13 protein-coding genes are annotated in these 14,196 nt (G+C 33.6%); 11 read left to right on the forward strand and 2 right to left on the reverse strand.

The features are described from left to right. The first annotated feature begins 1 nt into the window (after position 1). The 4 genes from D0T50_RS02800 (at position 2) to D0T50_RS02815 (ending at position 3,811) form a co-directional block, all read left to right on the forward strand. Positions 2 to 1,018 carry a hypothetical protein gene (locus D0T50_RS02800; RefSeq protein WP_163221768.1) on the forward strand — a complete coding sequence of 339 codons (1,017 nt, stop codon included), beginning with the start codon at positions 2 to 4 and terminating at the stop codon, positions 1,016 to 1,018. A gap of 106 nt (positions 1,019 to 1,124) precedes the next feature. Further along, positions 1,125 to 1,412, forward strand: coding sequence for an excisionase family DNA-binding protein (locus D0T50_RS02805; RefSeq protein WP_163221770.1), 288 nt, complete (start codon positions 1,125 to 1,127; stop codon positions 1,410 to 1,412). A gap of 82 nt (positions 1,413 to 1,494) precedes the next feature. Continuing rightward, positions 1,495 to 2,697 carry a primase-helicase family protein gene (locus D0T50_RS02810; protein ID WP_163221772.1) on the forward strand — a complete coding sequence of 401 codons (1,203 nt, stop codon included), beginning with the start codon at positions 1,495 to 1,497 and terminating at the stop codon, positions 2,695 to 2,697. Positions 2,698 to 2,932: 235 nt separating this feature from the next. Then, a complete protein-coding gene (locus D0T50_RS02815; protein WP_163221774.1) occupies positions 2,933 to 3,811 on the forward strand; it encodes a toprim domain-containing protein in 879 nt (292 codons plus the stop codon). A 243-nt stretch (positions 3,812 to 4,054) separates the two neighbouring features. Here D0T50_RS02815 and D0T50_RS02820 read toward each other — a convergent pair whose 3' ends face one another. Further along, a complete protein-coding gene (locus D0T50_RS02820; RefSeq protein WP_163221776.1) occupies positions 4,055 to 4,612 on the reverse strand; it encodes a hypothetical protein in 558 nt (185 codons plus the stop codon). Positions 4,613 to 4,624: 12 nt separating this feature from the next. Next, entirely contained in the window at positions 4,625 to 5,143 is a 519-nt protein-coding gene (locus D0T50_RS02825) for a hypothetical protein (protein WP_163221778.1), read from the reverse strand. A gap of 242 nt (positions 5,144 to 5,385) precedes the next feature. Here D0T50_RS02825 and vsr point away from each other — a divergent pair, with 242 nt between their 5' ends. The 7 genes from vsr to D0T50_RS02860 all read left to right on the forward strand — a co-directional run bounded on the left by vsr (position 5,386) and on the right by D0T50_RS02860 (position 14,035). Then, the gene (gene vsr / locus D0T50_RS02830) at positions 5,386 to 7,077 is read left to right on the forward strand and encodes a DNA mismatch endonuclease Vsr (RefSeq protein ID WP_163221780.1); all 1,692 of its coding nucleotides are present in this window, start codon (positions 5,386 to 5,388) and stop codon (positions 7,075 to 7,077) included. After that, the gene (locus D0T50_RS02835) at positions 7,061 to 8,128 is read left to right on the forward strand and encodes an HpaII family restriction endonuclease (protein ID WP_163221782.1); all 1,068 of its coding nucleotides are present in this window, start codon (positions 7,061 to 7,063) and stop codon (positions 8,126 to 8,128) included. The genes vsr and D0T50_RS02835 overlap by 17 nt, the downstream gene beginning before the upstream one ends. An 879-nt stretch (positions 8,129 to 9,007) precedes the next feature. Continuing rightward, on the forward strand, positions 9,008 to 10,711 hold the full coding sequence (locus D0T50_RS02840) for a hypothetical protein (RefSeq protein WP_163221784.1): 1,704 nt from the start codon (positions 9,008 to 9,010) through the stop codon (positions 10,709 to 10,711). After that, positions 10,689 to 11,060 carry a hypothetical protein gene (locus tag D0T50_RS02845; RefSeq protein WP_163221786.1) on the forward strand — a complete coding sequence of 124 codons (372 nt, stop codon included), beginning with the start codon at positions 10,689 to 10,691 and terminating at the stop codon, positions 11,058 to 11,060. The genes D0T50_RS02840 and D0T50_RS02845 overlap by 23 nt, the downstream gene beginning before the upstream one ends. A gap of 258 nt (positions 11,061 to 11,318) precedes the next feature. Continuing rightward, positions 11,319 to 11,495, forward strand: a complete 177-nt coding sequence (locus D0T50_RS02850) for a hypothetical protein (protein WP_163221325.1) — start codon at positions 11,319 to 11,321, stop codon at positions 11,493 to 11,495. Between the two features lie 430 nt (positions 11,496 to 11,925). Continuing rightward, positions 11,926 to 12,798: a helix-turn-helix domain-containing protein gene (locus D0T50_RS02855; RefSeq protein WP_163221788.1), complete on the forward strand. Its 873-nt coding sequence runs from the start codon at positions 11,926 to 11,928 to the stop codon at positions 12,796 to 12,798. A 121-nt stretch (positions 12,799 to 12,919) separates the two neighbouring features. Further along, positions 12,920 to 14,035 carry a tyrosine-type recombinase/integrase gene (locus D0T50_RS02860; RefSeq protein ID WP_163221790.1) on the forward strand — a complete coding sequence of 372 codons (1,116 nt, stop codon included), beginning with the start codon at positions 12,920 to 12,922 and terminating at the stop codon, positions 14,033 to 14,035. The last annotated feature ends 161 nt before the right edge of the window (positions 14,036 to 14,196 follow it).

The raw sequence follows: 14,196 nt of genomic DNA on the forward strand, positions 1-14,196 counted from the left end.
CATGTCTATCTCTACAAATAGTTTATCAAAGTTCTATGATGCGCTTCAATATGTAAGTATTGAATATTACGCTCGAGAAGAGAATCTTTCAATAGAAGGTGTTTCTGGTGAAGGAGCTTGTTTTAAAGGATGCCGACAAAAAGGTAATGTTACTCCAGGTACTTTATCAGCAATCCTTTCCCTATCTATAAGTTCCGACGATATTTTGGAAATAGAAAAGTTAAATCCCTCTCGATTTCACGAACTATTAAATGACGCTAAGAGTGAACTAACTTCAAACTTGTATCAAATAGAGCCATCAGATAGGAGTACATTCATAGAATCGCTTAAAAAAGACTTTTACGGCATCTGCTTGAATATAGATCAATTCTATTGGGCATACTATATTCAGAATAAGATACAATTCAAAACAGGAGATGGAGAAGTATTAACATCTCCAATAGTTTTGTATGACAAATATATTCTTGCTCTATCGTACACCGCTTCCCAATGGGCGTACACATTAAAAGCGGACGGTTTGTCTATTACAAATACAAGAGGGGGTATTTGGAAAAAACCATTAAGATCAACTACTATTCATAAAATATTGTTTGATACTGAAGAGGACGATGAAAATTTACTATTGGAAAGCCCAGAAAGGGATAATGTTAATATTGAAGCGTATTTCAAAGAAAAACATTACATCACCTTTTCGGATGGAGCTCTAAACAAGTTTGTAAACGGAGATACACTTAAAAATGATGAGTTTATTGACTGGAAGTACAGGGGATATAAAAAAGCAAACAAAACACCATCACAAAAAGATCTTGCGTTATTTTGTCTGGTCACTATATCTGCCAGAAAGCTAAAGGATCTATCTAAAGATCAAAACATATTAGAGTATATTACTTCATGCATAACTCTAGATGGTAATTTTATATCCCCAAACGATAAATCTACAATATCCAAAGCAAGAGGTATACAAAACGCATACAAAATAATTACTATAGAGGATTTGATTAAGCATTTAGAGCATTGACCGATGCCCTATTGTGTTGCTTATTGCCTTTGTTTTCCTTTGTGTTATCAATTGAAACAAAAGGCAAATGCATTTGCTCATTTATTAATTTCAAAACGTAATAGAAATGAGCACTATTGAACTTGACAATCGCTTAGAGCGTATTGAAAAGCTGTTGTTGGGCAGCAAAAAAGTCCTAACATTCGATGAAGCATGTGATTATACGGGTATTTCACGAAGCTACATGTACAAATTAACTTCTTCTGCAAACATTCCGTTCAGCAAGCCTAATGGGAAAATCATCTTCTTTAGTCGAGAAAAATTGGATAACTGGATGCTCGAAAATGAGCATAAGACAAACCGAGAGATAGAAGAAAGAGCATCTCGCTATACAAGCAAAAAAGCATGGAGATGACCGCTTCCATGCTTCCTACCATTATTCACTAAAATGTACAATCTGTATATTTCATAGCAAATATACGCAAACTGTTTGATATATGAAAGAAGAAATCCCATATATAAGGGTTGCCGTATCCTATTACAAAATAGTTAAACGACCTCTCACCTCTGGCGATTCAACAATAATTCTTGTGCCTTGGAACAAAGAAACAATAATAGCTGATCATGGAAAAGATTATTTGGCTCAGATTCCTCAATATGATGGTTTTTGCTGTATTCCATCTCACTTGGAGTATCAGTTGAAGGTCGGAACGTTTTACAACCAATATCATGAGTTGGAACATCATCCAAAACAAGGAGATTGCAGTACTATTTTATATTTTCTGCAACATATATTCCGAGAACAATATGAGTTAGGATTGGATTACATTAAAATCTTATACGAAAAGCCACTACAGATCCTCCCTATCCTCTGCTTAGTCAGCACCGAAAGAGGTACTGGAAAAACAACCTTTCTGAATCTTTTAAAATTGATTTTTGACAAAAATATGACTCTGAATACGAATGATGATTTCCGATCACAGTTTAATTCCGACTGGTCTAACAAAATTATTATTGCAGTAGATGAAGTATTGCTGGATAAACGAGAGGATTCCGAAAGAATTAAAAATCTCTCAACAGCACGACTTTTTAAATCCGAAGCTAAGGGCAAAGATCGACAAGAGATAGAGTTCTTTGGCAAATTTATACTTTGCTCTAATAACGAAACAAGTTTCATTCATATAGATAAGGAAGAGATCCGATATTGGGTCATTAAGGTATTCCCTTTTTCCAATACTCTAAATTGCTCTTCGGAACAATTTTTCGAAAAGCTCAAATTGGAAGTGCCTGCATTTCTTTATTTTTTACTTAACAGATCCTTTCATACAAAAAATGACTCAAGAATGTGGTTTACCCCTAAACAGATTGAAACGGAAGCACTTATTAAGTTAAAGAGGAATTATAAATCTACGCTCGAAAAAGAAATGTTGGATATTTTGCAGACTATTTTTGAAGATCAAGATCTGGAACAACTTTGTTTCCAAATAAATGATGTTATATGCTCATTGAGTAATCTGAATAGAAAAGCATATTCATTGCACAAAATTCGGGATATTTTAGTCTCTTCATGGGGACTTTCTGCCACCAACTCTTCCTACGTGCGATACATCATTTTTGCAGATGGAACAATCTCTAAAAATCAACACAAAGGGCGGTATTATGAGCTGACGAAAAAACGGTTTGATGAAATTTACTGTTGATTTGTTGACTTTACTATATATCTATATGATATTCAATATATTACAAGTCAACAGTAGAGTCAACACTAGTCAACAGTTCAACAGCCAGAAAAAAAACTACTGTTGAATTTCTCCAACTGTTGACACCACTGTTGACGGTAACTGTCTGATTGATAGAGCCTGTCAACAAATCAACAGTATCAACAGTGTTTTTGCTACCTCCAGAGAAGATACTCCAATTAAAAGAAAAAAAGCAATGAATTTAGATCAAATAAAGACAATAAGTATACATGAGTATTTGGCAAAAAAAGGATTCCATCCACAAAGAAGAAATGAAGTACGAGGTATTTATATTTCTCCAATACGCAAAGACAATAATGCAAGTTTTAGCGTAGATTTCCAGAAAAATCTATGGTATGATCATGGTATGGGAAAAGGTGGAAGTATAATAGATCTTGTATCAGAAATGGAGAATTGTAGCATTTCAGATGCGATAAAGAAACTCGAATCCGATTCTTTTTCTTTTCATCGGGAATCAGCAATTTATAATGAAAAACAAGAGCACCCCGAGCAATTATTCACAATTTTGAAGGTGAAGAAACTTGGAAATTTTGCTTTAATTGACTACCTGAATGAACGCTGTATAGATATAGATATTGCAGAGAAACATTGTTGTGAGGTTTATTACTCTATCAACAACAAACGATATTTTGCAATAGGATTTGCGAACAATTCTCCAAACAGTTATGAACTGCGAAACAAATATTTCAAATCTTGTATTGGCAAAAAGGATTTTACACACATAAACAATGGGGCAAAAAGAACGGTTCTTTTTGAAGGATTCATGGACTATCTATCGTTTCTATCAATGCAAGAAAATCGCCATCTTTCTACTGATGCTATCATTCTGAACAGTACAGCGAATTCCAAAAGGGCATTAGATCTTCTCTGCAAGTATGATGAAATCCATTCATACTTGGATAATGATCAGGCTGGAAACAAATGTTCTCTTTTTGTTCAAAGTTATTATCCAGATTCTTTTGTAGATTGTCGGAAGGAGTATTCAAATTTCAAAGATTTGAATGAATTTTTATGTTGGAAAAACAATGAAGAAAAACTGGGCTATTTGCGATGAAAAAGACAATAAAAAACCCCTGTTTTTTTTGTAGGGCAAGATGTGGTTTTTGTGTACACAAAAACCGCTCGCATTTTCCGTCGAAAATGAATTAAAAAAAGCTCGGAACTCTCTTTTTATTTCCATCTATTTCTATAAAAAGCAACAATGTAGAAAATGTTTATTTTATTCATATTACAGAATTCGTCAGAGCGAATATTTCTGCTCTGACGAGTGGACGTTCTCAAAACAATGGATGTTTAACTACTTCCCTCTTATGAATTCATGAATACTTTCTCCATCAGGCGAAAAGATAAAAGTAGCATCCAACTCTTGTCGGGTTGTTAGCTTAGGATTCTGAAAAGATAATTTGCATTTTACGCTTTTGGCTAGAACTTCATTTTTATCTGTATCTGTATAACGATCTAAGTAATCAGGTCGCCATGATTTAATTTCCTCCAAAGTTGATTTGGCGTTATCAAGCTTTTCTGTAGATTCAGCCAGAAGCATTTTGTGAACAAGATCACTTTTCTTCTTTTCGTGTTTATCAATAGATTGCTGCCAATGGTCAATGCTCTTTTGCGCAGATTCCAGTTTTTTTTCAAATTCTTTTTGATACTGTTTTTCAAGAATGGTAATACTGTCAGAAACCAGAATGTCGGAAATCTTCATTTCAATAAATTTGATTTGAAGATCTGTTCGGATTCCTGATTTTGAATCCGTTTCCAGATAATCAATAATGGTTTTTTCTAAAACCGAGTTTTGTGAATGACATCCATTTAGCGCGAAAATGGAAAAGATAAATAGAGCGATCTTTCTCATGTGATTTTTGTTTTATGTTGTTTGTAATTGATTTGATAAATGTATAATATCCTCTGCAATGGTTATCTGCTCTTTGTTGTAGTTATCAAAATCAAAGATTCTGATTTCTTCCTTTTCGATACCTGGAAGAGGTATTGTCCTGAGCGAATCTTCCATTTGAAGAAAAACTTGGAAATCGCGAAATAAGCTCCATAGCTTTATTCCTAAAGAAGACACATCAGTAGTTTCTTCTTTATCAGCTTTATATGCGTAGTATATACTGATAAAGTGATGATAGGGTATATCGATTTGTTCATCAGCTTTGACTAGCCAAAGATCCAGAAAGTGATTAGGGATAGAATCTAATATTGCATCAAGATTTAGCCTTACATAGTCGTAAGTTTCCTGATAGATGGGGTTCTCAAATTTCATTTTTGTCAGTTTTGTACATTCACAAAACCACAAAAAGAAGACGTGGTACTCACCAAGTCCGCAATAGAGGTACTGGTATACCCGCAAACGAAACAAGGCAAGCCCACGCCTATACGGCATGAGCATTGCACAATGTCCTCGTTTGCATTGAAAGTTACCAGTTTCCTATTGCGAGGTTTATGTGAACGCTATGTTAATATGTCTTTGCGGAATAATCCGCTTGTTTTCTGGGAACAAAGATAGCTAAAAAATATAATCTCCTGATTACTTTAGCTCTAAGAAAACAAAAAGCTTGCATCTATCCAACTGAAATTCTCTACAAATTTACTACCTTTGTGCGTTGTCTGAAAATCTATATTTTGATGGATAAGTTGACTAAAGAGCAGCGAAGAAGAAACATGCAGGCAGTTAAAGCTACCGGCACCAAAGCAGAAGTTGCTTTATCTAAGTTGTTGTTCAAAAAAGGTTTTCGCTATCGTAAAAACGATCCAAATGTATTCGGAAAGCCAGATTTGACATTTCGTAAAATTAAGCTGGCAGTTTTTGTCGATGGCGAATTTTGGCATGGAAAGGACTGGGAAATACGAAAAAACGATCATAAGTCCAATAAAGATTTTTGGATAAAGAAAATAGAACGAAATATAGAACGAGACAAGGAAGTTACTCAGGAACTAGAAGATGCAGGATGGACTGTGTTGAGGTTCTGGAGTAAAGAGGTTCTCAAAAATACATCATTCTGTTCTTCCATTATAGAAGAGAAAATTAATATGCTAAAAATGAATTTTAAAGAAAAAATTTCCATAACGGAGATCTCAGGTACAAAATATAGAATTCGCATTGTTGAACCAGACAACAATAAAGAGGCTGCCTTGACTCATTATTTACACAATAAAGGAAATGCTCCTGCTGAATTTTATCGGACTGAAGCTATTGAATATACAAAAGAAATTCTTCAGTATAGATATCCTAATGAAGATATCACATTGAAAGTAGCAGAGGATGCATTACAATATTCAATATTTAGTGATTTTGACATCCCCTTTAAACCTATTAGCAATCCTTCTTTTACATTTATTGATCTGTTTGCCGGCATAGGCGGTTTTAGATTAGCTCTACAAAATTTAGGAGGTAAATGTGTCTTTACTAGCGAATGGGATAAAGAAGCCCAGAAAACATATAAAGCAAATTTTGGAGAAATGCCATTTGGCGATATAACAAAGGAAGAAACAAAATCATTTATCCCTGATGGTTTTGATATTTTATGCGCAGGATTTCCCTGTCAGGCTTTCTCTATTGCAGGAAAACGAGGTGGGTTTGAGGATACAAGGGGAACTTTATTTTTTGATGTAGCAGAAATTATTAGAAGAAAAAGACCACGAGCCATTTTCTTAGAGAACGTAAAAGGACTCTTAAATCATAATGGAGGTAAAACTTTAGAAACAATTCTAAATGTATTGAGAAATGATCTAGGTTATTTTGTACCGGATCCCCAGATTATCAATGCCCGACTTTATGGCGTACCTCAAAATCGAGAACGTATTTATATCGTTGGTTTTAGAGAAGATCAAAATATACAGGATTTTACCTATCCAGCTCCGACAGATGACACAAAAGTATTTTCTGATGTTATGGAAGAAACGCCGGTCCCTACAAAATACTATTTATCAACCCAATATTTACAAACGCTTAAAGAGCATAAAGCTAGACATGAAAGTAAGGGGAATGGTTTTGGATACAATATTGTGCCTAACAATGGGGTTGCAAATGCGATTGTTGTTGGAGGTATGGGAAGAGAACGTAATCTTGTCATAGATGATAGAATTACTGACTTCAAACCAACTACAAGAATAAAAGGAGAAGTAAATCGAGAAGGGATCCGAAAAATGACTCCACGTGAGTGGGCTAGATTGCAGGGATTCCCGGATGATTTTGTCATTCCGGTAGCAGATGCATCAGCATACAAACAATTTGGAAATTCAGTAGCAGTTCCTGCTATACAAGCAACAGCAAGTGAAATATTATTAAACATAGGAATCGATGTTAACAGGGAATAAAGGTGAATGGAGTGAGATATATGCTCTCTTCAAAGTATTAGGAGATAAAGAACTACAACCGGGTGATAAAGATCTAAATAAAATAAAGGATTTAGTTTACCCTGTTTTGAAAGTTTTACGATGTGAATCTGGTCATAACTTTGAATATGGGATAGAGGATGACTTTGTTATCGTTTCTGGCGATGAAGAAGTGCTTCGGATTTCTGTTGATGATTTTAAATCAAATGCCCAAGTCTTACTTCGTCAAATTAAGAGTAGTAACGGAACATTCTCTATTCCCGAGATAGAAGAGTTTATGAAAACTATAAACTGCCTATCATTGAAAGCTTCTTCTTCTGTAAAGACCGATATCACCATTGTAATACACGACCAAAGGACAGGATTGCAACCAACTTTAGGATTTAGTATTAAATCTCAGTTAGGTGGAGCTTCTACTCTTCTGAATGCAGGGAAAACAACAAATTTCATATTCAAAATAAGCGATCTAACCTTATCTAAAGAACAAATAGATGAAATAAATGCAAAGCCTAAAATCAAAGAACGTATAGACGAAATTACAACTTTGAAAGGGAAATTAGTTTTTTCAAAGGTTGAAAGTTCGATATTTGAGAATAACATGGTGCTAATAGACAGTTCTTTGCCTGAGCTTATTGCTGAATGCACTTACCTCTATTACACATCTTCAAAGTCAACTATATCTGACATTATATCAGAAATAGCTGAGATCAATCCTCTCTCCTATAATACAGAGACAGGACATCCTTTTTATAGCTATAAAATGAAGCATTTTCTGACTGATATAGCTTTGGGTATGATGCCTTCTAAGGTGTGGACAGGACAATTAGATGCCACAGGGGGATATTTAGTTATTAAAGAAGATGGAGATGTATTGTGTTATCATATTTACAATAGAAATGAATTTGAGGACTACCTGTTGAATAATACTAAATTTGAAACAGCGAGTACTTCAAGGCATGAATTTGGAACCATATACAAGGAAGGAGATGATTTATTTATAAATCTTAATTTGCAAATAAGGTTTATTAAGTAGCTCATGAAAATATTAAACCACTTATTTTTTTGTTAATATAATCTTATTTATCGTAACACGGAATTTTAGGTATTGCAACTGCGAAAAATTCAATTACAGATAGCATGAGAAAAATAGACTTTATATCTATAATGACACTTCATTATGCCCCTACAACGATTAGATCAATTATATCAAAACATTGACACCTTACAAACAGAAAAGAGTGCCGATTTATATTATTATATAATACAAATCAAGCATTCACATACAACCTTGCGGAATCATAAAAACTCTATATATGTAGATATTAAAAATTTCATTGAGTGCTATATACGATCAATTGAGAAAAGGGATTTTGGATATGACGTATTAAATATTAATAAGATAATTACTGCAATTAATAATACGCCGAATAACAAGGAGCAATTATCCCTACTAATGCATGCGTATAAAATTTTGAAGAATAATCATTTTGAGGTTGAAGCTGAAAGCGTAATTACTCTTATCCGAAACACAAAACTGCAAATATTAAAATCAGAGAAATCATATAAAAAACATTTTAAAATATTATTCCATCTAATATCTTACAATCTTATTGCTGTTTTTCTAGTATTATTACTAATACTACTCGTTAGTTACATAATTTTCTTGCCAGCGCCATTGGACAGTTTAGTTTCATTAGAATTTAAATATGATAATTATAACGAAAATTTTTACATAAATCATCTACTGAATATTATATGCTATTTTTTCGACATGTCTGATTCCGTTCAGATAAAACCGATCAATAGCAATGGAGTCTTGCTTATACTCATAATGAAATCGTTCTACATTGTGTGTATCGCGAACTATCTATATCAAATAATACTAGAGCGATTAAAACTAAATAAATAAGCCATGCCAGCGTTAATCATAGAAAAAAGACAGAGATTAATAATCTCAATTTTATTTCGAATTATTATCATAGGGTATTCAATATTTCTATTATTCCAATCTCCTACTAAGTTTCCATGGGGTTATCAAATCCTCGCATTTTCTATATATTCAGGAGTGTATATAGCCTTGCATGGTAAAGAAAAAATATTCTCTTTTCTAAGGCTATTCAATGATTATTTTTTCATTTTCTTTATAGTTTACCAATATCGAACACTAGATTTATACTCCTTTTCTCTTCTGTTTTTTCCAATACTAAATGCACAAAACCATTCAGGAGAAAAAAGATCGATATTAGTCTACATACTACCTTGGGCTGTCGTTTGTTACTTGCATAAAGACTTTATATTATTATCTTTAATCCCGTTCTTATTTTTTCTAATTATTAATTCTTTTGAAAGCCAAAGAACTAAATATATAAAATTTCACGAGAGTCTTAATTCTGTAATAGATAACTTTTTTACACAAAATACAGAGACGCAACGGCCATACAAAATATACAAAGAATGTATTCCATTATTAAACAGTAAACCATTCAATCTTGAGGTTGATGATATATTTTGTTTTAAATATGATTTACTAAAATCAACCCTAAATGTAGTTAATGGCTCCAGATTTATTTGGAACTTTAATATTAAAATAGATAAAAGCACAATCACTAAAAACTTAAGTGATAATGACAATGTTAAAAGTCTTAAAAATATACATTTTACAATAAACAAGAAGGATATAAACGAGAACATTGTTTTTATTTGTAAAATTGGAACAGGTCAATACTATATATTTATATTAACAATGAGTGCCTATAAAGCAAGTCTATATAACATACTAGGGATACAGAATAAATTATTATTCCCTTTATTCTCAAGGCTATCTAAAGTATTCGATGCAGACCTAAAACAAAAAATGTTAGAATCGACAAAGATGTTAGAACTTGGCGAAAAAATGAATTATGTCAATAGTGCCGTTAAAGCGATGCACTTTATAAGAAACAAATTAGGGCCAGTCAAGAATTATATGTCTATGGAAGATGATTATTATAATTCAGATGAAGACAAAAAAAGAAAAATTGAACCTTTCCTAAATAAAGAAAGGTCAAAAGTTGAATCGTCTTTAAGTTTAGTTCTTGATAGAGCAAACTTTATCTTGGAAAAATCTAATAATCCTTTTGTTGTTAGTTCTTTGAGCAAATATGGAATTCAACAATTTTTCTCAGAAGTGAGACGGATTTGGGAAGAATATGGATTAACGGAAAATTTTGAAATTCAGATAGACACAAGCAAACCTATTGACAATAAAATTGAACGAAAATACGTTTATTATAATAGAATAGGCATGGATCTCGTTCTAACTAATTGGATTTCTAATATTTACAAATACAATTCCGGAAATTATGGCCTGAAAATTGAAGAAAAGGGAGAGACATATACGGTTAAATTCTATAACTCTATCAAAGGTTCTCAGCCAGAGGATATCTTCTTTATAGAACAATTCTCGTCACTAGATCGTTTAGAAATAGAAAAAAGAAAATCTCATGGGTTATCAGAGTTAAAAGAATTTTTAACCCAAATGAATATTCAATCATCAATGTATTTATGTGATAAATGCGTAGTTTTAGAAATTGTATTAATAAAAACATTTGAATATGAAGAAAGTCTTGATATTTGAGAATGAATACCCATACGTACAGGCTGCTTTTGAATATGTTAGAGACATCTATTTCGAGGGGCAAATAGAATACACGGTCTTAGCTAATTCTCAGGACCTTAAGCCTTTTTCTAAAATAGAAGAATTTGACTATGTTTTTGTAGACATATCATTAGGGCAATATAGCAGCATGGATGGATTTGGTATTCTAAAAAAAATTGAATCAGACAATTTAGAGGTAAAAACAGTTGTGATATTGACTGGCAATCACTTAATAGAACAGGTACTAATAGAGAGAGGTATTAAAAATAGTTATCCTATACTATCTAAGCCTATTGACTTTAAAGATTTACTACGTCTATTTCGTTGATTAGAGAATAATTACATCAGATCATTTGATAAAAAAGATAGAAAATACAAAGTTGTAGAATAAGGCTCCTATTTATTAAACTCGAACCTATGAAAATAGAGCTTTTTTATCCTATCGAAAAGTATAGATAAGTGCAGAAAGGGTGGAGTTGAAAAGCATTAAATCCAAGATCAACAATAAATTACAAGATGGTTCTTCTTTTCGAGGTGGAATTGGAACGAAAAAAGGGTGGAGTTGCCAAGTATATAGCAAAATAATATGATGTTAGTTGACTTGAAAAAAACGTGGAAAGAATTCTCTGAAATCCCTATAAGTAGTGATGATGAAATCGAACAAGATTTCTACTTTTGGGAGAAAGGAACGTGTCGCTTTGATATTTGGCATTGGTTTGATGAAAAATTACCAGATGGAATAGCGGGGTGGATTGCATTATAGTATTATATTGGTGAGATCATATATAGTTTAAGCGAAATAACAGGCGAAATTATAACGTATACCAACAAAGGCATTTCCTCTTCTGATTACAAAAACAAATAGTACACCCATAATACACCCAATTAAATGTAAACACCTGATAATCACAAGTGTTTTACATAATGTATAGGGAAATAACGCCTTAGAATTAACTGTAAACAACGGTAATCAACCAGAAATAAGTCTCTCATTTTGAGGGACTTTCTTCGTTTTAACACTTGCCCATCACTTTTTGTTAGTACCCGTTTTTCACCCTATTTTCGTACCGTATTTCTACCGCGAAACAATTTTGCGGTAAAGCCCGATGTCACACTGAGGCATTAGTTGACATGTGTTGACAATGGTTTACGTATGGTGACAGAAAGTAGGCGAAATTAAAACAAATAATGGTATGGAAGTAAAGCGAACTTGCCAATGGTGTGGTAAAGTATTTATTGCCCAAAAGACGACAACGAAGTATTGTGGTCTTCAATGTGCACAGCGTAGTTATAAACAACGTGTACGTGAGAAAAGAGACGAACTAAAAAACAGTCAGGAACTCTTACGTCCTATTGTTGCTTTGGAGGGTCAGGATTACTTGACCTTTTCCAAAGTGGCAAGTCTGATGGGTACAAGCCGACAGTATATCTATAAGTTAGTAAAACAAGGCAAGCTACGCGCATCCAGATTGAGCGAAAGAATGTCCTTTATCCGCAGAGCAGATATTGAGCTAATGCTAAAATCTAAACCATACGAGCGCATTATACCCAAAGAAGAGATAAATATAGCAGAATATTACACCGCCGAAGAGATTGCAGAAAAATATAAAGTCAACACCAAATGGGTATGGACTTTTACCCGGCAAAACAAAATTCCCAAAACACGTATTCGAAAGTTCAATTATTATAGTAGAAAACATATTGATGCTGCTTTTGCCAAATATGAAGTTGATACAGAGTTATCCGAATGGTATACGCCCGAAGACATAGTAGAGAAATACGATATGACTCGCAGTGCTATCCGAAGTCAAGTTTACCGGAACAATATCCCCTCCAAAAAAGAACATGGAAAGATATTTTACTCTAAATACCATTTCGACCTATCAAAATCAGAAAGTCTATGTAAAGAGGAGTATTACTATACTGTGCAAGAAGCTATGGCAGAATTCCATTTAACAAGGGATGCCGTTTATGGAGTCCTGCGGTTTCACAATATTGAAAGAATAAAAGCCGGCAGGTTCGTGAAGTTCCTCAAAATTGAATTTGATAAGGTAATGAGAACTTAGAAAGGATAATAATATCTCTTTAAATGATATAGAACTTATTCCCAAATGATAATTCTCAGCAAAACATCATTCAAGACCTTTACAACAACAATCAAGTATTAATTATAAAAAACAAGAAACTATGTTCGAATGTAAAACTGTAACACTTAGAACTCGCCCCATCAAACATGGGCAATTATCTTTCTATCTGGACTATTATCCAGGCTATAGAGACAAAGAAACAATGAAAGTAATCCGTCATGAGTCTTTAGGCATCTACATCTATGAGAAACCCAAAAACCGAAGGGAACGTGAATTTAACGAGCAAATGACCGAAAAGGCAGAAGCTATTCGTTGCCGCCGGTTCGATGCAATAGTTAACGAACGATATGACTTCCTCGACAAGAGTAAACTTAAAGGTGACTTTTTAGAATATTATCGCCGTCAGCTACGCAAGCATGACCAGAAATGGAAATTCGTCTATATCCACTTCAGTAATTTTGTAGGAGGTAAATGTATCTTTGAGGAAATAGACATCGACCTTTGTAATAGATTTAGAGAATACTTACTAACAGCCAAAAAGCTAAAGAGCAAAAAAGACACCATCTCTCAAAATTCTGCTGCCGGTTATTGGTCCACATTCCGGGGATTTCTCCAAGACCTGTATCACGCCAAGCTGATACGTAACAATATTAACGACTTCTTGGATAAAATCGAAACGGAAGATATTGACAAAGATTTCCTTACCCAACAAGAACTGTGCAAATTAGCAGAAACGCCATGCGATATACCCGTTTTGAAAACAGCTTCGCTATTTGCGTGTCTTACCAGTTTGCGTATCAGTGATATTTTGGCTTTACGATGGGAAAATATTCAGGACTACTACGATGGAGGCAAGTATGTAAAGATTATCACACAGAAAACGAAATCCATTGACACTATCCCTATCAGCAAGGAAGCATTGGAACTTATAGGTAATACTGGCGAGGGAATTATATTCAAAGGACTCAAACGTAGCATGACACAAGCACCAATGAAGAAATGGATAAAATCTGCTGGAATAACTAAAAACATCACATTCCATAGCTACCGTAGAACCTTTGCAACTTTGCAAGCAGCAGCCGGAACGGATATTATCACCATAGCCAGTATTATGACGCACAGAAGCATTTCTACCACTCAGCTCTATACAAAAACCGTTGATGCTAACAAGCGTAAAGCCTCTTCGAAGATCACGCTTAAACGACAAGAAGAGTAACAGGCACAAACAAATCAAAACAGATATCCTGAGTATGATTATGGGTATGATTTAGATGGGAACCATTTAATTAGTGTAAAGATTCTGTTGTTATTGAGAAGCAATAAGCATTAATTGGAACTATGCAGATAATTTTGTCTGACTATTTTAAATCCAATTAC

Source organism: Bacteroides sp. 214, from assembly GCF_010501015.1.
Classification (GTDB): Bacteria; Bacteroidota; Bacteroidia; order Bacteroidales; family Bacteroidaceae; genus Bacteroides.